The organism is Roseimarinus sediminis, assembly GCF_050433125.1.
GTDB lineage: Bacteria > Bacteroidota > Bacteroidia > Bacteroidales > Prolixibacteraceae > Roseimarinus > Roseimarinus sediminis.
This window is the reverse complement of sequence record NZ_JBNPXV010000010.1, coordinates 162,055-185,059: the sequence shown is the minus strand read 5'-3', so window position 1 is coordinate 185,059 and position 23,005 is coordinate 162,055. Positions and strand designations below refer to the sequence as shown.

The 23,005-nt window shown below is 45.2% G+C and carries 19 protein-coding genes; 11 read left to right on the top strand and 8 right to left on the bottom strand.

The window, feature by feature from the left end:
* Nucleotides 1–297: 297 nt before the first annotated feature.
* From FHS86_RS14025 to FHS86_RS14005, 5 genes are all read right to left on the bottom strand, one after another.
* Complete coding sequence (locus FHS86_RS14025) at nt 298–711, bottom strand: acyl-CoA thioesterase (protein WP_429414869.1); 414 nt, start codon at nt 709–711, stop codon at nt 298–300.
* Between the two features lie 38 nt (nt 712–749).
* Nucleotides 750–1,079 carry a thioredoxin family protein gene (locus tag FHS86_RS14020; RefSeq protein WP_429414867.1) on the bottom strand — a complete coding sequence of 110 codons (330 nt, stop codon included), beginning with the start codon at nt 1,077–1,079 and terminating at the stop codon, nt 750–752.
* A gap of 63 nt (nt 1,080–1,142) precedes the next feature.
* Complete coding sequence (locus FHS86_RS14015; protein WP_429414864.1) at nt 1,143–3,539, bottom strand: cytochrome c biogenesis protein; 2,397 nt, start codon at nt 3,537–3,539, stop codon at nt 1,143–1,145.
* A 186-nt stretch (nt 3,540–3,725) separates the two neighbouring features.
* Nucleotides 3,726–4,883, bottom strand: a complete 1,158-nt coding sequence (locus FHS86_RS14010; protein ID WP_429414861.1) for a Rid family hydrolase — start codon at nt 4,881–4,883, stop codon at nt 3,726–3,728.
* A gap of 38 nt (nt 4,884–4,921) precedes the next feature.
* Entirely contained in the window at nt 4,922–6,718 is a 1,797-nt protein-coding gene (locus FHS86_RS14005; protein ID WP_429414858.1) for a M14 family zinc carboxypeptidase, read from the bottom strand.
* 233 nt (nt 6,719–6,951) lie between these two features.
* Between FHS86_RS14005 and FHS86_RS14000 the strand changes: the two genes are divergently transcribed.
* On the top strand, nt 6,952–9,210 hold the full coding sequence (locus FHS86_RS14000; RefSeq protein WP_429414856.1) for a beta propeller repeat protein: 2,259 nt from the start codon (nt 6,952–6,954) through the stop codon (nt 9,208–9,210).
* Nucleotides 9,211–10,102: 892 nt separating this feature from the next.
* Here the strand turns inward: FHS86_RS14000 and FHS86_RS13995 are convergent.
* Complete coding sequence (locus FHS86_RS13995) at nt 10,103–10,879, bottom strand: hypothetical protein (RefSeq protein ID WP_429414853.1); 777 nt, start codon at nt 10,877–10,879, stop codon at nt 10,103–10,105.
* Nucleotides 10,880–11,812: 933 nt separating this feature from the next.
* Between FHS86_RS13995 and FHS86_RS13990 the strand changes: the two genes are divergently transcribed.
* From FHS86_RS13990 to FHS86_RS13960, 7 genes are all read left to right on the top strand, one after another.
* A complete protein-coding gene (locus tag FHS86_RS13990) occupies nt 11,813–12,139 on the top strand; it encodes a hypothetical protein (RefSeq protein ID WP_429414850.1) in 327 nt (108 codons plus the stop codon).
* Between the two features lie 12 nt (nt 12,140–12,151).
* Complete coding sequence (locus FHS86_RS13985) at nt 12,152–12,496, top strand: hypothetical protein (RefSeq protein ID WP_429414847.1); 345 nt, start codon at nt 12,152–12,154, stop codon at nt 12,494–12,496.
* 24 nt (nt 12,497–12,520) lie between these two features.
* Nucleotides 12,521–13,183 (top strand): hypothetical protein, encoded by a 663-nt coding sequence (locus FHS86_RS13980; RefSeq protein WP_429414845.1) that lies wholly within the window; start codon nt 12,521–12,523, stop codon nt 13,181–13,183.
* Nucleotides 13,184–15,514 (top strand): TonB-dependent receptor, encoded by a 2,331-nt coding sequence (locus FHS86_RS13975; protein WP_429414842.1) that lies wholly within the window; start codon nt 13,184–13,186, stop codon nt 15,512–15,514.
* Nucleotides 15,515–15,581: 67 nt separating this feature from the next.
* Complete coding sequence (locus tag FHS86_RS13970) at nt 15,582–16,313, top strand: DUF4249 family protein (RefSeq protein WP_429414839.1); 732 nt, start codon at nt 15,582–15,584, stop codon at nt 16,311–16,313.
* Nucleotides 16,314–16,834: 521 nt separating this feature from the next.
* Nucleotides 16,835–18,520 (top strand): hydroxylamine reductase, encoded by a 1,686-nt coding sequence (gene hcp, locus FHS86_RS13965; RefSeq protein WP_429414836.1) that lies wholly within the window; start codon nt 16,835–16,837, stop codon nt 18,518–18,520.
* A 413-nt stretch (nt 18,521–18,933) separates the two neighbouring features.
* A complete protein-coding gene (locus FHS86_RS13960; protein WP_429414833.1) occupies nt 18,934–19,527 on the top strand; it encodes a DUF308 domain-containing protein in 594 nt (197 codons plus the stop codon).
* An 11-nt stretch (nt 19,528–19,538) separates the two neighbouring features.
* Here the strand turns inward: FHS86_RS13960 and FHS86_RS13955 are convergent, their stop codons facing one another.
* Together FHS86_RS13955 and FHS86_RS13950 are read right to left on the bottom strand one after the other, a co-directional pair.
* Complete coding sequence (locus tag FHS86_RS13955) at nt 19,539–20,810, bottom strand: DUF819 family protein (protein WP_429414830.1); 1,272 nt, start codon at nt 20,808–20,810, stop codon at nt 19,539–19,541.
* An 84-nt stretch (nt 20,811–20,894) separates the two neighbouring features.
* Nucleotides 20,895–21,731 (bottom strand): CPBP family intramembrane glutamic endopeptidase, encoded by an 837-nt coding sequence (locus tag FHS86_RS13950; protein ID WP_429414827.1) that lies wholly within the window; start codon nt 21,729–21,731, stop codon nt 20,895–20,897.
* Between the two features lie 505 nt (nt 21,732–22,236).
* On the opposite strand from FHS86_RS13950, the gene rpmB reads away from it, so the two are divergent.
* From rpmB to FHS86_RS13935, 3 genes are read left to right on the top strand one after another with little or no spacing between them, the layout of a single operon-like run.
* Nucleotides 22,237–22,479 (top strand): 50S ribosomal protein L28, encoded by a 243-nt coding sequence (gene rpmB, locus FHS86_RS13945; RefSeq protein WP_429414824.1) that lies wholly within the window; start codon nt 22,237–22,239, stop codon nt 22,477–22,479.
* A gap of 14 nt (nt 22,480–22,493) precedes the next feature.
* Nucleotides 22,494–22,682 (top strand): 50S ribosomal protein L33, encoded by a 189-nt coding sequence (rpmG, locus tag FHS86_RS13940; RefSeq protein ID WP_429414821.1) that lies wholly within the window; start codon nt 22,494–22,496, stop codon nt 22,680–22,682.
* Between the two features lie 7 nt (nt 22,683–22,689).
* A complete protein-coding gene (locus FHS86_RS13935) occupies nt 22,690–22,842 on the top strand; it encodes a DUF4295 domain-containing protein (RefSeq protein WP_429414819.1) in 153 nt (50 codons plus the stop codon).
* Nucleotides 22,843–23,005 lie beyond the last annotated feature (163 nt).

Sequence of the window (23,005 nt, the reverse complement as noted above, 5' to 3'; positions counted from 1 at the left end):
CAACGAGCAACGAGCAACCATTTCCTATCGCTTTCAACCCATTTCTATTGTGTTCTATTGTGTCTATTGTGGTTTTTTCTTGAGTGCCTGAGTGCATGAGTACCTTAGTGCATGAGTTTATAAGTACTAAGTCCTAAGCCCAAAATATCAAATTGTCTTGTGTCTTGTGTCTTTTTTTGTCTAATGTCTAATATCTAAAGTCTAATATCTAAAGTCTTAATGCCTGATTCCATTTCTTCCATCTTCCATCTTCCTTTTTCCTTTTGACCTTCTGACTTTTTTGTCTTGCTACTTTCATCATGCTTCCTTGCCTGCCCGGGCGAGTGCTTCGCTGATCTCCTCCGAAATGGCCAGACGGCCGTTCACCAGCGTAGTGGTGGTTACCAGCCCCTTCAGACAAAGCTTTTCGTCGGGCAAACGGAAAATGTCCTGATAGAAAAGATATTTGATGCCCTGTTGTTCGCTGCGCAAACGACACACAAAACGATCGCCACTGCGCAGGGGCGTTTTGTAGGCCAGTTCAATACGTGCCACCACGGCCATGATGCCACGGGCGTACAAATCGGCAAAGTCGAGACCTATCGACAGCAGAAATTCGTGCCGTGTATGCTCCAGATAATTCTGGTACACCGAATTGTTGACCACTCCCTGGAGATCACACTCGTAGTCGCGAACCTTGAATTCAAGTTCGAAATCGTAGTTTTTACTCATGGTTTTGTTATGCTAAGGTGAAGGTGCTAAGGCACGGTTTATTCTTCGTAAATCGAAACAATCTTATCCATTTTGGCAGCCAGCTCACTGGTGCTGATGTTGCGTACCTCGCGCAGGTAGTCGCGTCCTTCAACAAAGAACAGTACAGCCGGAATGCTGAAAATGGTGTAACGGCCACTTAACTCAGGGCAAAGCTCCGTTTTTACTTCCACAATTTTAACCGTGGGAAACTGTTGCTCGACCAGCATTTCAATCTTGGGTTTCAGCGATGCACAAACATTGCAGTTGGGCCCCGAAAAGTAGGCCAGCAACAGGGGATGTTCCTGCAAGGCGCTGTCGAATTGTTCACTGTTTTCGATGATAGTCATAATCGGTCGTTTGATATTTGATGCAGGCAATTCCGCTTTGTTGTACGGAATCATGCTGCAAAGTTACAATTCTTTCTCTTTTAATTTGAAATACCTGATTCCCGAAACGATGGTATAAAGAGCAAAAGCTCCGGCTGTGTAGGAAATCCATCCCGGCATGGTGGCTTTTTCAACCCCGGCATACGAGTGCAGTCCGGCCAGAAAATAGTTCACCCCGAAGAAGGTCATTAAAATGGAAGCAAAGGCCCAGAACGAAGCCATATTGAACCAGAATTCATCTTTCATCGATGGGATGAAGCGCATATGGGCTACAAAGGCGTACACGAAGATGCTGATCAGGGCCCATGTTTCCTTGGGATCCCAGCCCCAGTAGCGTCCCCACGATTCGTTGGCCCAAATGCCGCCCAGTATGGTTCCGATGGTGAGCAGGTACAGCCCGATGGTCATCATGACATTGATCAGGGCATTGAGTTGTCCGGTTTTTACCAGTAAGCGTTCAAAGCGCGAAGGACTGGCAAAAAGGTAGAGTGTAAGGTTCAGCAGTGCCAGCATCATCACCAGCGCAAACAGGGCATACGACGAAGTAATGACCGCCACATGGATGCTGAGCCAGTACGATTTGAGTACGGGCACCAGGTTCCCGATTTCGGGATTGCCGTTGTTCATGCTGGCCACAAACAAAAAGGCATAGGCCAGTATCAGCGACAAGGCCAGGGCTACCGGCTGTTTACGGCTCACCAGCAAACCAGCCAGCAATACCACCCCCGAGAGAAAAATCATCACTTCGAACGAGTTGCTGATGGGAATGTAGCCGCCAATGTACCAGCGCAAAGCAATGCCGACGATGGTAAACAAGAGCAGTACGATCGATAACACGAAGAAAATATTGAAGATCAGGTGCGGAAAGCCTTTCCCCCGGAGGATAAAAATAAAGAAGAGCAGCAGCATGATGAAACCGGTGAGGGCAAAGCTGTTTTCGAGCCGCTCGAACAGGTGGGAGCGGTTATAGAACAGTTCGGCTTTGATCTGCGAGGGCGACAAAACCACCTCCGATCCTTCCTTTTGCTGATAGTTTTTAATGGCTTCGAGGTAGCTGTCGGCCTGACTAAAGTCGCCGCTGCTTTTGCCTTGTTTTAAGGCGTCGATATATAGCGGTAGGATGTGGGTCAGAAAAAGCGAATCGTCGGAAGCCTTTGCCTGCAGTGCCGCATCGTGATGAGTGTACCACTTGTTGTTTTCAGCCCCTTCAATAGGGAACAGCGCCATGGCATCGCCCGTGAGGAAGGCATGCAGAATGTTGGCCTTGTCGTCGAGCTTCAGAAAGGATTGGTCGGTTTTACTGCGCTGGGCTTCGGGGGTCTGAAAAGCCTTGTCAACCGGTCCGGCCATGATGTATTTCCCGTCGCGGCTGAACAAGCCCGTAAACGACAGGTGTTTGCCATCGATCTGCAGCTCTCTGGCCACTTCCTTGTTTTTAACTTTTAAAAGGGGCACGGTGGCCCAGTATTCGGGCCAGGTAATCATCGACAGGATGACCTGGTCGCTGCTAAGCCCGTCGAGCTGCTCTGCTCCATATAACTTGCGCATGAATTCGCTCGAAAGGGTGTTCATGGTTTTCATGCGTCCTTTGTAATCCTGCACCACCACTTCACCAAATTCATGAGCCTGTGCCTTGTCAATCACCTTGCTCTCATCAATTGGCTTATTGCTGAAACCGAACAGGGGGATGAGCAGTAAAAGCACCAAGGTGCCCATGCTGCCGAGTTTTCGCAATTGTTTGCGGAAAAAAGTGCCTGGCATAAACAGCGATAAAAACAGGGTGGCAATGGTCAGAAAATAACCGGCATAGGTGAGGGGAGTGCCAATGGTATCGTGCGAGGCCGTAAGTACTGTGCCTTTCTCATCCTGATCGTAGGAAGTCTGAAAGAAGCGCCAGCCGCGGTAAATAAGAATGTGGTTCATGTAAATGTGGTATTGGAAAGCCTGTTCGAGCTCCTGGTCTTCTACCGTAACATAACTCGAATACGACGAAGGGGAGTTCGATCCCGGATAGCGTTCAAGTTCAAAATCGTCGAGATGGAGGTGAAACGGCAGTTCCAGCGCTCCGCCCTGATCGATGAGTTCCACCACATTGCTTTTTTCACCCTCGCGAATGTAAACACTTCCTTCAACACCTGTGTAGCGGGTGAACATGGCACCAATCATAACGAGTACGAAGGAAAGGTGAAAGAGGGGAACGGTGATTTTCTTCCACGAAAAGGCCCGGTGGTAAAACATACTGCCCGTAATGTTGATGGTGAGCAAGGCCAGCACCACCTCGAACCAGGTGGCATTGTAAACAAGCTGACGGGCATTGGCCGTACTGGTAGCGGCTTCGATAAAGGTGCCCAAAATAATGGCCACTGTTGTAATGATGAGTAAAACGAAGGTGAGGGGAAATCCAAAAAGCTTGTTCTTCATTGCTCGGTTTGTTTTGTTTTTGCCTGCATTAAAAGTTTGAATGCTGATAAAACAAAACAGTGCACTTTAGGTTCAACGCGGCAGCGAAACAGAACAAGCCTGCCTTCGTTTCGATGGTACCGGTACAACGGTTCCAGGCACTGATCACAACAATGAAGTTCCTGCCGGCACCTGGAAGCAAGCGACTCAGTCGATCAGCATTTCCGCTTCAATTTCAACCAGTATTTCCTTGCGGGGCAGGGTGGCCTGTACCATCAGGGTGGGGGCCTTGCCCATGAAAGCTTCGATAACGTGATACACCTGATCAAAATCAGCGGCTTTGGCTACATAAATTTTTAGCAGACTGAGCTTTGGTGCATCGGCTGCCGGTTTTAGCCCGGCAGCTTCGAGATTCTTTCGCTCAAGCAGTTTTTTAATGGTTTCGATGATGGTAACGGTTTGTTCAGCCACATCGCCACCGGCAGTCAGCCGTTCTCCAATAATCGACGAAGTGCCCGATATGAACAGCATACTGCGTTGGTCGATTGTTAGCGAGCGGGCCCGTTCGAGCTTGGGCGTGGTAGGCCCCGTCTTGTTGTAGGCTCCTTCGCCGGCCAGTACGTCGCTGCTGTATTCGTACGGTGCTTTTTGTATCGGGTTGTTAACGGTAAGCGAGCGCTCGTTTCTTCCCTTAACCGCCAGAAATTCGATGATGAGTCCGCCCGTAAGCATGCCTGTTTCGGTCGATGCCGGATAGCCCCTGCCTTCAAAGTCCTGGTCGTAGTAGCGGGTGCGCACATCGTTGAAAATCTGGTAACGCTGCACCGAGAAATCCTTTTCGAGCATGCGTTCAAGGTAATTCCACTGTTTCACCACATCGCCCATACTCAAACCACACTGGTCGAGCAGCTGTTCAATCTGTTCGAAAGCCTGTTCGGCACTGCTTTGCATGTCGTTGTTTCCATTGATCTGCACGCTGCCAATCACTACTTCGTTACTTCCTTTTTTAATCAGCTGGCAACTGCCGGCCTTGCTTTCCTTATACAAACAATTCCAGACATTCCCCCTGATGTAGGTCGATTCAAGCGCCAGATCACCTTCAGCCGGCGCCTGGGCAATGATGTTAATGAGCATGGGAAGCGGAAAACGCCGTTTAGATAATTGTGCCAGTTTGGGCTTAAGCTGCTTATAACTGGTCTGTTGATTGATGTTTACAAACAGGTTGTGACGAATGAAACTGCCGGGATAAATCTGCTGTTCATCCATGTATTCCTCCAGCTGCACCAGGCAGTCGTCTAACTGTTGTTCCAGGGTCCCTGCTTTCGACGGGTAAAATATGATTTGATTTCCTCCAAGTAGTTGCATACGATTCAAATTAAATTGCTGTTGACGCTGTGGCAAATTTACTCATTTGTGACGGGATGTTCATGCTGTTTGGCAAATTCATCGTTGTAAAGCCGGTAAACCGGATAGCGCAGGTAACATGCTTCGGCCCACTCGCTGTTGTTGTAGAGATAGGCCATTTGTTCATAATGATCGTTTTTAAGTTGCGGATCTGTCTTACAGGCGGCTTCCCATTGTGCTTTGAATTCAGGATGCTCATCGAGATAGCGTGCAGCATTTTCTTCAAAACCCCAGGGCGAAAAATACTCCCGCCGGTCGAGCATCGAATCGAAAAAATTCCAGCGGAAGAACGAATCGGAAGCTCCGGGTTCCAGGCATTCGATAATGTAAGCCATCCTTTCCTGATTAACTCTGATGAGATAATCGCCTTCGAAAACCTGTACCATGTCAGTGCGGTTTTCATATTCCACTTCACTGTGAAAATAATGTCCGTTGTAGGGCCGGTCGGGATGTGAAACCCGGGTGAAGAAGCTGGCTTCAACCTGAATCAGGGTGTCGTTTTTCACTGTGGTCATTTCCACCCCGTTCAGTTTTAAACGTTCTGCTGCTTCGTGCCAGGCCGAAGGAAGCAGATAATACGAGGGTTTTACAAGGCTTTTAACAGGCTGAAAAGTGTTGTAGTACCTGATGGTTTTTTCATAGGGCTGGTTCCGGTCGTAGCCGAAACGTTCCTGTTGGCTGAGCGCACTTACATAAGTACCCGCTTGATAGCCCTTAAACAACAGTGGTTCCCATTGCGTGGTATCAACTGCATAATCGAGGTGATAAAGCGGATTTTCAAGGGCCTGGGCAAGGGCTTCCTTGCGGCTGTTGATAATTTGATGGCTGTTGTTGGCCGTGAAAGCGGCCAGTTCAACAAGGAAGTGATATACCGATTCAACGCGGTCGGTATAGCTTTTATAAACATGATTTTCAGTCATAAAACCATAACTGTGATGCAGGCGGGAATAACCGGTCGAATAACGGGGGCTCTCGAAGGTCATTTGCATGCCCTGCGACGGATCGCGGTTGATCCAGGCCACGTAGGGAGTCATTTCGTAAGGACCTTCCTTCATGCTTTGGTACAACGATGGCAACATTTTTTCGCGCAGAAAGCTGCCCATGGCCGGTGGAAGGGCCGCCGGATTGGTAGGGATCAGGGTGATGCTGTACTGATGATCCGATCCGTTGGTGGTATGGGTATCGAGAAAAACGTCGGGCTGCCATTCGCTGAACAGACGATTGAAACTGCGTGCATTTTCCGAATCGCATTTGATGAAGTCGCGGTTCAGATCGAGCTTGCGGGCATTGCCCCTGAACCCTGTTTCGAGGGGTCCCGACTGGTTGGCCCGGTGATGGGCACTGCGGTTCAAATGACCGCCCACATTGTACACGGGCACGATGACGATGGTGGTTTGCTCCAGTATTTCATCCAGTTGCCTGACACCGCGCAACAACTCATCGGCAAACTTCAATGAGGCATCGATGCCACAGGGCTCACCGGGATGAATGCCGTTATTGATCAGCAGAATGCTTCGTCCCTTTTCCCTGATGGAAACAGGATCGGTGTCACCATCGTTTGAAATAATGAAAAGATGCAGGGGCTTTCCGGCATCGGTACTGCCCGCCTCAATCAGCCTGGCCTTTGCCGAAGCCTTGTCGAGCGTTCGGTACATGGCGATTACTTCGGCGTAAGTGGGCGTGTAATCTTCGGTATAACGAAGCTGAATGAGCGGCGTATCACGCTGGATGGACGCTTCACGGCATTGGCTGAACAGCACTGTCAGCAGCAAAATTAAAAAACTGTTTCGTATCATGTGTTTGAAAATAAACCTCGCTGAAAATACACTTTCTATTTGGAAAAATAAAAGTAAAAATGGGGGGTGATTTTTAGTGTGATAGAACATCTAGGTAGTTGTTTGTTGCCGATTGTACCTGTTTTTGATAAAAAAGGTTCGGGCTGTTGTAGAAATCGATATTTTTAGCTGACCAGAAATAAGCGCTTCATTCTGTAATGAACTGAAGCGGTAAAATTCAAAACATTCATCCGATGAAACATTTTTTACTATTGCTCCCCTTTCTGTTTTTGATACTCGCCTGTGATGAGAACAGGCAGCGTAAGCATTCCGAGAATTATAGCTGGAAAAATGTACACATTGGCGGAGGCGGCTTTGTCGACGGGATTGTATTTCATCCCCGCGAAAAGGGCCTGGTATATGCCCGTACCGACATGGGGGGTGCCTACCGTCGCGATGGGGCCTCGGGGCACTGGATTCCGCTGCTCGATTGGGTGTCGTACGAAGACAACAACCTGATGGGGGTCGAAAGCATGGCCCTCGATCCCAACGATCCCGATCGTCTTTATCTGGCTTGTGGCACTTACACTGCACCTCAGGTTCCCGATGGTGAAATTCTGGTTTCGCACGACCGGGGCGAAAGCTTTACCCGGGTGAAAGTACCCTTTAAAATGGGAGGCAATGAAAATGGTCGCGGCAACGGAGAACGCATGATGGTCGATCCTGTTAATGGCAACATCATCTATCTCGGAACCCGCAACAGGGGTTTATGGCGCAGCAACGATGCCGGCATGAGCTGGACCCGCGTTGAAGGTTTTCCCGATGTGAACGAAGTAATGCCCGATACACTCAGTGAACGAGCGCAACGAATGTGGAACTACAACCTAAAGGGCAGTGGCATCGTATGGGTGCAATACGATGAAGCTTCGGCCAATGCCGACGCTTGTCAGCACATTTATGTGGGCGTTTCACTGATGAAGCGCGCCAACCTTTTCCGCTCCACCGATGGAGGAAGCAGCTGGCACGAAGTACCCGGCCACCCACAAGCCTATCGGCCAACGCAGGGAGTGGCCACCTCCGACGGCATGCTGTACATCACCTATGGCGATACGCCCGGACCGTCGCGCATGCAAAACGGTGCTGTTTGGAAATACAATATGAAAAGCGGGGATTGGCTTAACATCACGCCCGATCAGCCCGATCCCGATGGCGGAAAAGCCTTTGGTTATGCATCGGTAGCGGTCGACGCACAAAACCCGCAACAATTGATCGTGAGCAGCTTTTACCGTCCCGGAAAGCTGGGTGGCGAAGAAATCTTTCGATCGCTCGACGGGGGAGCCAGCTGGACAGGCGTATTTGCCAACGGAACCAGCTTCGACTACACCGACGCTCCTTATGTTGAGCATACGCCTATTCACTGGATGTTCGACATCGAAATCAATCCCTTCAATCCCGATCATGCACTTTTTACCACCGGCTTTGGAGGTTTTGAAACCTATAACCTGCGGGCAGCCGACCGGGGTGACACCACCCGCTGGCAGGTACATGCGCGCGGCATCGAAGAAACCGTTCCTCTCGAATTATGCAGTCCGCCCGAGGGAGCACACGTGATTAGCGGCATTGGCGACTATGCCGGCTTTGTGCACTGGAATCTCGATCAGAACCTTCCGGAAGCTTACTTTACCAATCCCTATTTTGGCAATTGTGACGGCATCAGCTGTGCATGGAAAAAGCCGGAAGTGCTGGTTCGTGTGGGCATTGCTTCGGGCCATCATCCGGGCAGTAACATTGGCTATTCAACCGACTACGGAAAAACATGGCAAGCCACTGCCATGCCTGCCAGGGACAGCCGGCACGGGCACATTGCCGTAGCAGCCGACGGGGAGGCATGGATATGGACGCCACAAGGCCAAAAGCCCTGGCTCACTACCGACCAGGGTAAAAGCTGGACCGAACTTCAACACTTGAAACCCAACCTGCGTGTGGTGGCCGACAAGGTGAATCCCATGAAATTTTACGCTGCCGATTTGTACGAAGGACTATTATTTACCAGCAACGATGGCGGAAACAGCTTTAGCACAAGTGAACTGCAACTTGAAAAGGGGCTGGTGGTCGCCCGTAGTTTCAGGGGAGACCGCCGGGGAGGGCAGGATCGTATTTATGCCACTCCGGCTTACGAGAATGACCTTTGGATTGCAGCCTACGACGGACTTTATCATTCGCCCAAAGCAGGAAGTCCATTTCAACTTCAGGCCGGGGTGGACGAAATTCACGGTTTTGGTTTTGGAAAAGCAGCGCCTCGCAGCAAATATCCGGCTTTGTACCTGATTGGAGTGGTCGAAGGAGTGCGGGGTATTTTCCGCAGCGATGATCAGGCCGGCAGCTGGGTACGTATTAACGATGAGGAACATCAGTGGGGACTATTGCTGCACATTACCGGCGACCCCAAAAAGTACGGCCGCGTATATGTTGGCACCCATGGCAGGGGACTGCTGTATGGCGACAGGAAGTAAGTGTAAGAATTAAGATGCAAGACGCAAGATGCAAGATAAGAGACATAAGACAAAAGATGCACTTAGGTACTCAGGTACTCAGGCACTCAGGCACTCAGGTACTCAAGAAAAAACCACAATAGACACAATAGAACACAATAGAAATGGGTTGAAAGCGATAGGAAATGGTTGCTCGTTACTGGTTGCTGGTTGCTGGTTCTGGTTGCTCGTTGCTGGTTGGTGCGCAGATAGTGGACTGCTAACTTGCTTCGAAAAGGCTATCTTATGAACTTATGCACTCAGGTACTCAGGCACTCAGGTACTCAGGTACTCAAGAAAAAACCACAATAGACACAATAGAACACAATAGAAATGGGTTGAAAGCGATAGGAAATGGTTGCTCGTTACTGGTTGCTGGTTGCTGGTTCTGGTTGCTCGTTGCTGGTTGGTGCGCGGATAGTGGACTGCTAACTTGCTTCGAAAAGGCTATCTTATGAACTTATGCACTCAGGTACTCAGGCACTCAGGCACTCAGGTACTCAAGAAAAAACCACAATAGACACAATAGAACACAATAGAAATGGGTTGAAAGCGATAGGAAATGGTTGCTCGTTACTGGTTGCTCGTTACTGGTTGCTGGTTGCTGGTTCTGGTTGCTCGTTGCTGGTTGGTGCGCGGATAGTGGACTGCTAACTTGCTTCGAAAAGGCTATCTTATGAACTTATGCACTCAGGTACTCAGGCACTCATTCACTTTTCCTTTGTGATCTTTGTGTGCGTACTTTGTGTGCTTTGTGGTTAAGAAGACAGTCATTGGTCATTAAGGAAAAAGGAAGATGGAAGCAAGACACAAGATTCTAGATATTAGACATTAGACTTTTGATGCTTGTGTCTTTTGTCTAATGCCTTTTAGCTCATTTTGCAGCATCGTAAGTAACAACAAAATCCCACATGTATTGTGCTGTTGGCGGGCATTCGATGTCCATCTGATCGATGCCGCAATCCCACTGCCCGTTTTTATTCACATCGTATAAATAGTTGGTGCAGGGGCTTGTTTCTCCGGCTCCCAGTCGCCAGGTCACGATGGCGGTTTTTTCTTCTTCGATGGTAAATCCGCTCAATTTTTCACCCGGTGCAACCAGCTCGAAGCGGTTTTCATCGTTCAGTATGTGGTTCCCGGCGGTCGAGAAATAGTTGGTATTGGCCCACGACTGGTCGTTTTCATCACACGGATCGGTGCTGCTTCCCATGGTTTCGAGGAGTTCGTATTTCACATCGGGATCATCGGCCAGCACAACATGGCGGTAACAGATGTTACGAAGGCTCATTTTAATACTACGGTATTGGCCAACCGGTAGTGAAACAGCCGGAAAGGAATAATCTTCAAAAAGCTTAATCTCGTTGTTGGTCGAAGTGGTGAGTTTGATCCAGTCAAGGTCGTCGGCCGCTCCTGCCTTCACTTCGTCCTGCGAAACCCATACATCGCCAATGCCCAGTTTAAAACTGGTCATGAGGGTAACGGTGGTATCTCCCCGGAGTGATGGATTTTCAAATAGCACGGTACTGAAACTTTTGGCCTGTGCCATCGGATTCTCGGTTTTAAACAGCATGCTGCTGGTGGCATCCTGATCTTTGCTGCAGGCTGACAGTGCGAGTACACCCGCTGTCAGAAATAAATGGAATTTGTTCATGGTGCTTCCCCTTTTAGTTGTTAATTGCTTGTTGGTTGATATGATTAATGGTTCTAACGCTTAGCAATTTACAATAAAAAATGTTTCGGTATTACGATTCGGCCTGTAGTATTTTGCTGCTTTTATTCTTTTCCACTGTTACAGTAAGCTAACAATCCAACACAAAATTGTTAAAATATGTTTAAAAGTGAGGGGGGGGGGAGGGTGTAGTTTACAATAAGAATATTATATTAGCAGCATTGTTTACATCATTTCTCTATTATTATGAACTTAAAAGGTATGGGCTTGCCTTGCAGTTGAAGCAATTACAGAATATTTTATATAAAAACAACAATAGGACATACAGAAAGGTGGAGGCTTATTTAAGAATTAGGATTGATGTTGATGTACCAACTTCATGCTGTGTTATTTATCAACAAACTGTGGATATGGAGATAGTTGGAAAGAGGAAGAATATATGGGGGCAAACATACACCTACGAAACAATACACGACTGGTCGGATTTAGAGGTGGGTTTTGAGCGCATATACAAGGATGGAACCTACCAATGTACTAATATTCGGGGCTGCACCAGTTCGACCTGTGATCGTATATTACGGGAGTCGTATGTATGGAATAGTGTTCCCAGTGGATCATCTCCGGAGCAAACGGTGTACAACCTTAGGTTATACACAGGGCCAGAGTTATTCAATGACCCGATAAGCACAAGTACCAAATTCAATAAGGCCAGGCTTAAGGCCTGGACCAGGGGCACAGGACCTGATGTTTATGCTGCTATTTGCTGCAGTTATAGTAACTGTGGGTTTTAACAAACACTGAATGTCTGACCGGGTAATATGATGGAACAGATCATCTAAGAACTGATGGTAATTGCCAATCTTTGCCCGGTTAATTTTACCTCATAGGAAATTAACTTTTATAATTAATAAGTGTATGTCAAGCTTACGTAATACATTTCTATTAATTTCTTTTTCGCTGTTGCTTATTGTCGACACCTATTCGCAAACAAGCTTTTACGGCAAGGTTGGAATTGGAAAATCTGAGATCAAAAAGTTCGAAACAGGGGACTTCCATTTTGGAACGTCTTTCAATCCAGGGTTATTCGAGCAGTATGAACTTGGCGTAATACACGAATTTTCGAAAGGATTTTCTGTTAAGTTGGGTGGGGGCTTGTCAAATTATTCCTGCATTATTTCATCTCCAAATAATGTCAGGCAGATTACTCCTGACTATAGCGATACCTATGTGGATTTCTTCTAAATTTCAGTGCCTATGGGGATACGTTACAATCCACTTTTAAATTTGAGAGTGGAACTTGGTTTGTTAAATAATTTCTTTAGCACTTATTCACAAGAGGGTACTCATGCTCACTTTGTGGATGTCAAAGAGTATGACAAGTTCAAAAAGTATAGTACCATACCTTATTGGGGGTTCAATTACACTTTCTTCGACAGGGTGGAAGTTGGTTTTACCGATCACCTGTACCTGTCGAATTTCGCTGATTATACTAACTGGTATGAGCAAACGAATGGAATTGAACCTAGTGTATTCTTCAAGTACAACGTTTGGAACGTGTATGTTTCCTATAAAATAAGGTTGACAAAACGTGAGGATTAGTGATTGCAAATAAATAATATATCTATGACAAACTTACGTAAAGCCTTTCTATTAATAGTTTTTTCGGTGCTGCTTTTTGCCGGGGCATATGCCCAAACATACCTTTATGGTACAGTTGGTATAGGAAGAAGCGAGGTTAAAAAATTTAAGCTTCATTATGGTGGACTGGCTAATACTTTTATCCCAAATTTATACCATGTTTATGAACTAGGTATAAGTCATAATCTTACAAGTAAATTCTCAGTAAGAGCTAGTGGCGGGTTTTCTGCATACTCATGCACGGTAGGTTTGCCTGAAGGGTATGTGCCTTCTTCTAATGATTACTATGATAAATTAAACAAGTTCAACTACTTGTCCTTCCCTGTGGGTGTAAGGTACAATCCCAAATGGGGCTTGAACATAGAAGCAGGCATTGTGAATAATTATTTTCTGAAACATACCTATCAAGATGTACAATTTTTCTACAACATTAAAAAGTACACTGCCATCCCTTATTGGGGTTTTAGCTACACGTTCTTCGATAGATTGGAAGTAGGTTTTATCGATCACCTGTACCTGTCGAATTTCGCTACTTACACTAACTGGTATGAGCAAACGAATGGAATTGAACCAAGCGTATTCTTCAAGTACGACGTATGGAACGTTTACGTTTCCTATAAAATAAGGCTTTCAAAACATAATGAATAGATGAATAGTTTAAATCGTTTAGCTTTTTTTTCAATCTTTAGCAGTCTTTTGGTGCTTGGTGTTGGCTTAAAAGCGCAAAGCTATAATGTGTATGGATATGTGAAGTACGAAGGTTCATCTGAGAGTATCCCTTATGCCTATTGTATTAATCTCAACGACCAACGCATTTTTTATACCAACAATGAGGGCTTTTTTAGCATGAAAAGCGATGGCCCGGCTACCCTTGTATTCAGCTTTGTAGGTTGTCGTCCCGATACCATCTCTATTCAAGGTTTAACCGATACCCTGCTAATGGTTTACCTGCATCCACATGAACTGGACGAGGTGCTTATAACGAGGGAGAAACTACACAAGCAGACCATACTTGGAAAAATCAATGTGCCGCTAAGCAAAATTGTGTCGTTACCAACATTTGCAGGCGTGCCCGATATACTGAAAAGTCTTACCTACCTGCCCGGTATTACCAATGGGAAAGAGGGTTTTTCGCGGCTTTATGTGAGGGGAGGTACTGCGGGGCAGAATCTTTTTCTTATTGATGATGCGCCACTGTTTACCACCAACCATGCACTGGGTTTGGTATCGAGCATCAACCCAGGTGCAATTGGAAACATCGATCTTTATAAAGGCGGTTTCCCGGCTCGCTATGGCAACTGCTCCTCGTCTATTCTCGATATCCGCATGAAAGAAGGGAGCCGCTTAGAACATGATTATAAAGTTGAAGTTGGAACACTAAGCGCTGGCGCCTCAATTGGTGGACCAATTGCTGAAGGCAAAACATCATACATGGTAGCTGCAAGGGCCACCTATTTTGATTTAATCAACCTGCCCAAGCGTATAAAGTATCTTGATGAATTAGAATACCAGGCCGATCTCCAAAACGGGATCAGCATGGTAAGCCTCAATGCTTTCGACATTAACGCGAAGCTTAGCCACCAACGATCCGCAAGTTCAAAGCAATATCTCAACGTATTTACATCTAGCGATTTTTATTCGGTAGACAACACCGATTGGTCCGGTGCCGACAATTCCGGCTTTAACCATCATAACTTTTTGGTTTCAGCGGGGAGCATGAAAAACTATTCAGCAAAACTGTTCCTTTCAACATCAGTTGCCTATTCCTTGTATACCAATACATTCTTCAATGATATCATCCGAAAAGATGATGAGAAAGACGAACACTACAAATCGTCAGACTATTCAAAAATATCGTACCTCTCGGTAAAGAGTATGGCCGATTACAATTTTTCGAACAAAATACATTGCAAGTTTGGGATCGAGGGCTCTGCATATTCCTCAAAACCAAACATTCAAAGGGAGTTTTTTAAACAAGCATCAGAAATACTAAGAGACACCACCTATGGACAAGGTTTTGTTTATCGGGGAACAAATTTGTCGGCTTTCCTTGAGCTGGAGTATCAACCATTTCATAACACTTCAATTAATGTAGGGTTAAGAACAAGTGGTTTTGCCTCAGAAGGCACCAATTATTTCAGGTTGGATCCCCGTATTTCATACAAGGCCATGCTTGGCAACAACTACTCCGTCAAAGCCAGCTATACACTTAACCATCAGTTTACCCATTTGCTGCTTAGCAATTTCAGGGGAAACCCAATGGAAGTTTGGATACTTTCCAATAACAAAGTTCAACCCCAGGAAGTGCATCAGCTTGCAGCAGGTTTTTTTGGCACAAGCCCCCATATCGACTACGGAATAGAAGGGTTTTACAAAAAAATGTACAAGCTTGTGGAATATCGGTTTTCGGGCATTGAACAGAGTACTGGCAATGTTTACGACAGGATATCGTCAGATGGGCAGGGCGAGGCGTATGGCCTGGAGTTTTTTGGTGAGAAGAATACCGGTAAAGTAAAGGGGACAATTTCTTATACGCTTTCGTGGAGCAACAGGACTTTTAGCGACATTAACCAGGGAGAACCATTCCCGTTTACCTATGATTACAGGCATGTGCTATCTTTAACTAATTCTATTGCAATTCAAAAAGGATGGGAGCTTGCATCGTCGTTTAGGTTGATGTCGGGGCAGGCATTTACATTAACCGATGGTTATTTTGCAGGCAATGATATTTCGGAACCGCACAACCTTTATTCTTCAATGAATGGATACAGGTTGCCAACGTACCACCGTTTGGATGTAATGCTGACCCATGAGTGGGAATCAGAGAAGGGTAATTTAGAGCATCTTCGTTTTAGTATATACAATGTTTATAACCAGCGTAATGCATCATTTGCCCATGTCAATCGTTCGAGCGGGAAATTAGTGTTAACATCTATTTTTGGAATAATACCAACCATAAGCTATGGAATCAGTTTTTAGATTTATAATTTATCTGTTGATCGTATTGACAACTCTTTCGTGCAATGTCGCCGAAATAGAAACAGAATTGGATATTCCGTACAAGGGAGACCTTTTCGTACTTCATGGGTATATTGATCAGGGTGAAGGTGTGGGGCTATTTGTGCAAAAAACCATACCGCATTCGTGCACCAATTGCAACGATAGTGTAAGTAATGCGGTGGTCTCGCTTTATGAGAATGGGGCTTACCTGTTCGACTTGAACACCGATGATGGTTATTGGTACTATTCCCAATCGTCCTTTCTTCCTGTCATAGGCAACGAATACCAAATAAAAACCCAGGCCGATAAAATGCCAACCGCAATTTCTTCGTCGGTTGGCCTGATTCAAAATGTCGCCATCGATACTGCTTATATTGAAACTAGCGATAACCCATACCGTGTTAAAATCAATTATCGTTTTGACGATATTCCGAATGAACGGAATCATTACCTGGCACGAGTTGTTGCCGAAGATGCGGAAAGATATATGTTGAACAATCATTCCACGTTTAATCTTCTTATAGGTGATGAGGTTGCTAAAAATGGAACAATTGAGGGTGAATTGATTTATTATCTGAATGACGAACACGATGAAGTAACGGTTATTTTATACCATCTGTCACCATCTTTGGTTCAATACATTTATAGCCGGGAGGAAAATTTCTTTACAGAGGATGATCCTTTTAGCGAGTATCCGGTTCCGGTTTTTAGCAATATTAGCAACGGATACGGCTATTGGGGGGCATTTGCAACTGATAGGTACACTATTCGTTTTTAATTTCTCAATTCACTGTTGTCAGGTTAATTTAAAATTATTTGAACAGATTTTCTAATGAAGTTCCACATCGTTTTGGCTTCGCTTTTCTACTTATGACATACTTTTGTATTAACCTAAGCCATAACAACCTACATGTTTTTCACTCTTTTGTTAAATTCGATATTCCGGCCAAGGAGCAGTTGTTCTTTTATTGAACATGTAACCGTGGCCGGCTTTGTATCAATCATTTGAATTCCGTCAGCTGAAGCTGACGGCAATTCATAAAAATTTTGAATGCATCTCACATTGAACTGTTTCACACCCAAATGCATGAAACCGCCGTCGTTGTATGTAAGCTGATGAGGAACAGTTTGCCCCGCAAGCAGAGGGGATATCGGGAGAGGGAATAAAAATTCAAACCGGACAACACACATGAAAAATTTAGATAAAAATCGTCAGTTGTAACATAAGTGACAAATCAACCATGCTCCTGAACATACTTTTGCCGCCGTTAAACGAGAAAAACAATTAAAAACAGAGATATGAACAACGAAGTTTTAAGCGCGAAAGAAGTACTTACCGACAACATGTTTTGTTTTCAGTGCCAGGAAGCAGCCAAAGGAGTGGGATGCTCCATTCAGGGGGTTTGTGGAAAGACCGACGAAGTTTCCAACCTGCAGGATCTTTTAATTTTTGTAAGCAAGGGCGTTGCCATTCTGAATACGCTTGCCAATGAAAACGAACTTAGCATAGTTCAAGCCGATCGTTATCTTTACGAGGCTTTGTTCATGACCATTACCAATGCCAATTTCGACGAAGCAAAAATCGTGGCCAAAATCAACCAGGGCTTTGAGGTGCGACGCTCCATCACGCAGAAACTGGCTGCTGCCGGAGTGGAACTTCCTGCAAATATGCACAGCTCGGTGAGCTGGGAAAGTGACAATATGGCTGAAATTGAGCGCAAGGCCAAACTGGTGGGCATCAAAGCCGAGGCCAATGAAGACCTGCGTTCACTGAAAGAACTCGTAGTGTACGGACTGAAAGGAATGGCAGCCTATGCCGAGCATGCAGCCAATCTGGGTTACGACAATCAGGAGGTATTTCGTTTCATGAGCCGTGCCCTGGCGGCAACTACCCGCACCGACATCGGAATGGACGAACTGGTTCCACTGGTAATGGAAACCGGGAAATATGGTGTCGATGTAATGGCGCTGCTCGACAAAGCCAATACCGAAAGCTATGGTCATCCCGAAATCACCGAGGTAAACATTGGTACCCGCAACAAGCCGGCCATTCTGATCAGCGGTCACGACCTGAAAGACATGGAAGAGCTGCTTGCCCAAACCGAAGGCAGCGGAGTGGATGTGTACACCCACAGCGAAATGTTGCCTGCCAACTATTATCCGAAGTTCAAAAAATACGAACATTTTGTAGGAAACTATGGAAACGCATGGTGGAAGCAAAAAGAGGAAATTGAAGCCTTTAACGGTCCGGTACTTTTTACTACCAACTGTCTGGTACCACCTTCGGAGAGCTACAAAGACCGTGTTTACACCACCGGAGCCTCTGGTTTCGACGGGGTAAAACACATAGCCGATCGTGAGCCCGGAAAGCAGAAAGATTTCAGTGCCATCATCGAACACGCCAAAAAGTGTGCAGCCCCGATCCAGATTGAAGAAGGAAGCATCGTGGGCGGTTTTGCTCACAACCAGGTGCTGCAACTGGCCGATAAAGTGGTTGATGCAGTTAAAACAGGGGCCATTAAGAAATTCTTTGTGATGGCCGGTTGCGATGGTCGTATGAAGTCGCGCGAGTACTATACCGAATTTGCTGAAAAACTTCCACAGGACACGGTAATCCTTACAGCCGGTTGCGCCAAATACCGCTACAACAAACTGCCACTGGGCGACATCGGCGGTATCCCGCGTGTACTCGATGCCGGACAATGCAACGACTCCTATTCACTGGCAGTTACTGCCCTGAAGCTGAAAGAAGTTTTCGAGCTGAACGACATCAACGAACTGCCCATTGTTTACAACATTGCATGGTACGAGCAAAAAGCAGTGATTGTATTATTGGCTTTGCTTTATCTGGGAGTTAAAAACATTCACCTCGGACCAACACTTCCTGCTTTCCTTTCGCCTGCAGTGGCCGATTTTCTGGTAAAGGAATTCGGTATAAATGTTAAAGCTGAAGTAGAGGCGGATATTGCAAAATTCATGGCATAGCAAACTGTCAGTATATCAAAGAAAAAAGCAGGAGAAGTCCTGCTTTTTTTGTTAACGTAACGTGTTTTCCTTAAATCTTATCTGATTAAGGTGCTTGTATTCAATGTGATGTATTTTGTTGAATGTTTTTTTGCTGAATTGATAATCTTCTTTAAAAATGAGTTGCAAAGATAATGAAATGTATTTAATAACTTTATGTTCATTGCCTAACCCTGCATGTAAATCGCTTCCCCAGGCATTCTTTTAACGTTTTGTATCTGCCGATGGAAAGAGCGTACGCTGTTTGCTTGTGATTTATGGAATATTAAAAAAGTATTAAATCGTATAAATGTCATTTAAAACAAAAAAATGATTGAACGACACATTTATTTTGTCAATAGCCTTTATCTTTGAAGGAACTAAAAATTAAAATTATGTTCTCAGTCCGATCAGCCAATCCCAATCGTTTGCTCTTCAGAGGGCTTATTTCAATGCTAATAGCTATTGCTGTGGTGGCAATTCCCGACTTGTCCCTTATCATGGTAATGCGTGGTCTGGGCGTATTTCTGCTACTCGACGGTCTAATTGCAATGCTCATCACTTATTATCGTAGAAAAAAACAGCCTCAAAGTGCATTTGCCATTGTCCCCCGTGGAGCAGCCAGTCTGATTCTTGGTGCTATTTTACTTGTATTTCCTACTTTGCTGGTGAATATTTTTGTTTTTGTAATTGGACTGATTCTGTTGCTTGCCGGGCTTTCACAACTTAGTACCCAAATAAGCGGCAGGAGTATTATGGGCTTTTCGTGGTTGCTTACCCTTATCGCAATCGTGGCACTCATTTCAGGTATTGTAATGTTAACCAGGCCCTTCGAAAGTGCGCAGGCCATTCTGGTTTTCTTTGGAGTAATTATAGGCATCTATGGCATTGGCGAAATTATCTGGTCGGTGAAACTCCGAAAATACCAGAAAAGTCAGCCACCGCAGCCGGGCGAAGTAGTCGATACCGAATACGAAGAGCTACCGTAGATTTCCGTATACTACATCAGCCCTTTCAACAAATAGGCGATGGATATTCCAAGATAGTTGCCAATGGCATAGCCAATCACGCCAATTGTGATTCCCATTACAATGACGTCCTTGTTTTTCAGCGCACCTGCCACAACCGGCACAAAAGGCGGCGACATCGACAGGGCGGTTATGGTAATGATGGTTGAATCGGTATCAATTTTGAATAGCATCGAAAGTACTACGTGGATCAGCACCGATCCAAAGACTGCAATGACCACGTAAAGAAACAGATTCAGAAATTCAATCTGAAAAATGGTGTGTAGGTTGGCCATCGATGCCACGGTGATACAAAATACCAGAATGAAATACATGCCCAGTTCGAAGGTCTTTCCAATTTTATTGATAGCCGGAATCAGGCTGACCAGAATTCCCAGGGTGGTGATGGTGAGTATGACCGTTACCATTTGAAACTCGCCGGGAACCAAAAAGCTGAGTCCTCCGCCGATTCCGAAAATGAGGATGGTGATTCCCAGGGCAGAAAGTAAAGGAAGCACTGTTTTTTTGTTCAGCAGGTCGATCAGATTATCGGGCGCTTCACTCTCTCTGATAATTTCACCGGGAGTTTTGTGCTTTCCTCTTCCGTTAAAATGAGGGAGTATCTTGTTGAAAAGCTGTTGCGCAATGGTAATGAAAAAGAAAAGCAGAATTACTCCGGCAATTAAGTCATATGTATGCGTCAGAACAAAAAGATTGGGCTGAACATCGAGTGCGGTGGCCAGTGCCGCCAGATTGGGGGTGCCACCGGTGTAAAGTCCCACCATCATGCCTGATATTTTCCACGATTCGGGAATGCTGTCATGAAAAAGCAAATGACCAATGGTGATGCTTATCAGCAATGAAAACACGGCCACAACAAACGAAAGCATCCCCGAGCGTAAAAGTTTGAATGAACTGCGAAGGTTGAGAGAAAATAACAAAAGCGGAATGGATATGGGAATGGCAATGGTCATCACCAAATCCTGGGTAGCATGAATTTGATTGAGCAGGAAGTCGCTTTGGCTTATCATACCCTGTTCGAGGTAGCTCAATGCCTCGTCGCCGGGTAGAAAGCTTTTGCTCCCCGTCAGCGCTTTAAATGCAGCTCCCGCTCGCGGAAAAATTCCGATGTTCCCCGCCAGAATTCCAATGATGTAGGCAATAACAACAGCCCCGATTTTCTTCATGGTTTTTGAAACATGACACAGATACAAAATGAGCAGGGGGGTAAGAAAATAGAAAAGCAAGAGGTACACTTTGGTCATGACGAAACGTTTTGTGTGAAAACAAAAATAACATTTTGCTTCAATTTATTATTCGTGCAAAATCATTTTGCAAAAGTGAAGACCTTATTTGTCAGTAATTTTGTTTTTTGCTTCTGCTTTTCCTTTTTTTAAGGTGATGGCAATAATCAGCAGCAGTGATGATGCAATGGCCAAAGCGCTGATGTAGAGGTATTGCTCATTGCTAAGGGTGGAAATCGCATGTTCGGCCAGTTGGTCTTCAAAAGTGATGCTTAGTAAAACCAGCAGGTTGTTCAGTGCATGAACCAAAATGGCCAGTGGCAACGAACGGGTGCGCACCATGATCCAGCCCAGCAAAAGGCCGAGAAAGAAAGTGTAGGTCATTTGCCAGGGATTCAGGTGGAAAACCGAAAAGAGAATGCCCGAGAGCAGCACGGCATACCAGCTGCGGTAGTTTCTCATCAAACCATGCATGATGATGCCCCTGAACAGTACTTCTTCGATGATGGGAGCAATGACCACCACCTTGAGTGCGGCGCCCCAAAATCCAAAGCGGTTGTCAAAAATCCGTTCAAAGAGTTCCCAAAACCAGGGTGGAGCAGGGAGCAGCTCATCGACCCGGGCATTGAGCAGTCCCACCAGGTACTGCATGGCTGGCAACATCAAAATGACCGGAATAATGATGAGGGGGTTGAATAGTTTCAGTGCAAAAACTTCCCTGAAGGTGTTCTGTGCTTTTCTGAATCCATAAATAAATATGAAGCCGGTAATCAGCACCGTTGAGCCAAAACTGATCCAGGGATGCGAAAGCCAGTTGCTGTCGTGGTGGTAATCGTACATGGCCAGCGGAAAGTCGACCAGCGTTTGTAACACGATGTACAAAACCAGCAGATGGATGGACTCCAGTGCAGTAGGGTAATATTTTGACCGTCCTTTAAGCATGGGGCTAAAATTAGTGATTCCTGCGTAAAGCAACGGTTTTTTGCTTCTTTTGTTTATAGTTTTCATGCTGCCAGCGGGAAGCATGCTTGCTTGTATTTAAACAGCGATGATAGAAAAAAAAAAAAGTCGCCGGAAAATTCCAGCGACCTTTTAAACCAAAAATTTGATCTGTGTCAACGCTCTTAAACAAAAAAAAAATCAAAAGCCTATCAATTAGATGAACAATAGCCCAACTCTTGGTTCCCAATTCATCGTCTAATGTTACTATCATTATTATTCTTACTAAACAGATACAAAACAAACAAGGAGCTTAATTGATCATTTTAGCGCATTTTTTTTCTCTTTTTTGCATTATTTTTGGCCATCAAACATTTTGCTTCTTTCAGCAAATAAAAAAGCTTGATTTAAGTGCTCAAATATTGAAGGTTTTATTTGTAAGTTCAATTTAAAAGTGTTTATTTTGCGGACTGTTTGAAAAAAGTGTTCGGAGTAAAAATATTAAGACATGTCAAAAGTTTGTCAAATAACCGGGAAAAAAGTTATGGTGGGAAATAATGTTTCTCACTCTAAAAGGAGAACAAAACGGAAGTTTTATCCCAACCTGTTCGCCAAAAAGTTTTATCTCCCCGAAGAAGATCGTTGGATTACGCTGAAGGTTTCAGCTGCCGGTATTCGCACCATCAATAAAGTTGGTTTAGCAGCAGCGTTAAAAGGAGCCCGTGAAAAAGGTTTAGTTGCTAATGTTTAAAATTTGTAAGTGCAATGGCTAAAAAAGCAAAAGGAAACAGAATACAGGTAATCATGGAGTGCACTGAGCACAAAGACAGTGGTATGCCTGGTACATCACGTTATATTACAACGAAGAATCGTAAGAATACACCCGATCGTCTGGAGTTGAAAAAATACAACCCCATTCTGAAGAAGGTGACAGTTCATAAAGAAATAAAATAATTGAGTTATGGCTAAGAAAGCAGTAGCATCACTTCAAAAAGGAGCTGGTAAAGGTCACGCTAAAGTGATCAAAATGGTAAAATCAGAAAAGACCGGATCATACACTTTCGAAGAAAGTGTGATAGCCAACGAAGAAGTACAGAATTACTTTAAAAAGTAAGATTGTAATACATGATTTAAAAAAAGAGCTTTTACCACTGGTGAAGGCTCTTTTTTGTTCGTGGGCTGCACGATCATCCTGACTTGCTTTGCTCGTATAATCGCTTGAATACAAATTGTTTGTCTTTTGTCGGCGCTTTCCTGTAAAAATGCTGTCCGGCGAT

What these genes read in the sequence shown, in the direction of transcription:
- FHS86_RS14025 (WP_429414869.1), bottom strand. Translation starts at nt 711, where the DNA reads ATGAGTAAAAACTACGATTTCGAACTTGAATTCAAGGTTCGCGACTAC.
- FHS86_RS14020 (WP_429414867.1), bottom strand. Translation starts at nt 1,079, where the DNA reads ATGACTATCATCGAAAACAGTGAACAATTCGACAGCGCCTTGCAGGAA.
- FHS86_RS14015 (WP_429414864.1), bottom strand. Translation starts at nt 3,539, where the DNA reads ATGAAGAACAAGCTTTTTGGATTTCCCCTCACCTTCGTTTTACTCATC.
- FHS86_RS14010 (WP_429414861.1), bottom strand. Translation starts at nt 4,883, where the DNA reads ATGCAACTACTTGGAGGAAATCAAATCATATTTTACCCGTCGAAAGCA.
- FHS86_RS14005 (WP_429414858.1), bottom strand. Translation starts at nt 6,718, where the DNA reads ATGATACGAAACAGTTTTTTAATTTTGCTGCTGACAGTGCTGTTCAGC.
- FHS86_RS14000 (WP_429414856.1), top strand. Translation starts at nt 6,952, where the DNA reads ATGAAACATTTTTTACTATTGCTCCCCTTTCTGTTTTTGATACTCGCC.
- FHS86_RS13995 (WP_429414853.1), bottom strand. Translation starts at nt 10,879, where the DNA reads ATGAACAAATTCCATTTATTTCTGACAGCGGGTGTACTCGCACTGTCA.
- FHS86_RS13990 (WP_429414850.1), top strand. Translation starts at nt 11,813, where the DNA reads ATGTCAAGCTTACGTAATACATTTCTATTAATTTCTTTTTCGCTGTTG.
- FHS86_RS13985 (WP_429414847.1), top strand. Translation starts at nt 12,152, where the DNA reads ATGGGGATACGTTACAATCCACTTTTAAATTTGAGAGTGGAACTTGGT.
- FHS86_RS13980 (WP_429414845.1), top strand. Translation starts at nt 12,521, where the DNA reads ATGACAAACTTACGTAAAGCCTTTCTATTAATAGTTTTTTCGGTGCTG.
- FHS86_RS13975 (WP_429414842.1), top strand. Translation starts at nt 13,184, where the DNA reads ATGAATAGTTTAAATCGTTTAGCTTTTTTTTCAATCTTTAGCAGTCTT.
- hcp (WP_429414836.1), top strand. Translation starts at nt 16,835, where the DNA reads ATGAACAACGAAGTTTTAAGCGCGAAAGAAGTACTTACCGACAACATG.
- FHS86_RS13960 (WP_429414833.1), top strand. Translation starts at nt 18,934, where the DNA reads ATGTTCTCAGTCCGATCAGCCAATCCCAATCGTTTGCTCTTCAGAGGG.
- FHS86_RS13955 (WP_429414830.1), bottom strand. Translation starts at nt 20,810, where the DNA reads ATGACCAAAGTGTACCTCTTGCTTTTCTATTTTCTTACCCCCCTGCTC.
- FHS86_RS13950 (WP_429414827.1), bottom strand. Translation starts at nt 21,731, where the DNA reads ATGCTTAAAGGACGGTCAAAATATTACCCTACTGCACTGGAGTCCATC.
- rpmB (WP_429414824.1), top strand. Translation starts at nt 22,237, where the DNA reads ATGTCAAAAGTTTGTCAAATAACCGGGAAAAAAGTTATGGTGGGAAAT.
- rpmG (WP_429414821.1), top strand. Translation starts at nt 22,494, where the DNA reads ATGGCTAAAAAAGCAAAAGGAAACAGAATACAGGTAATCATGGAGTGC.
- FHS86_RS13935 (WP_429414819.1), top strand. Translation starts at nt 22,690, where the DNA reads ATGGCTAAGAAAGCAGTAGCATCACTTCAAAAAGGAGCTGGTAAAGGT.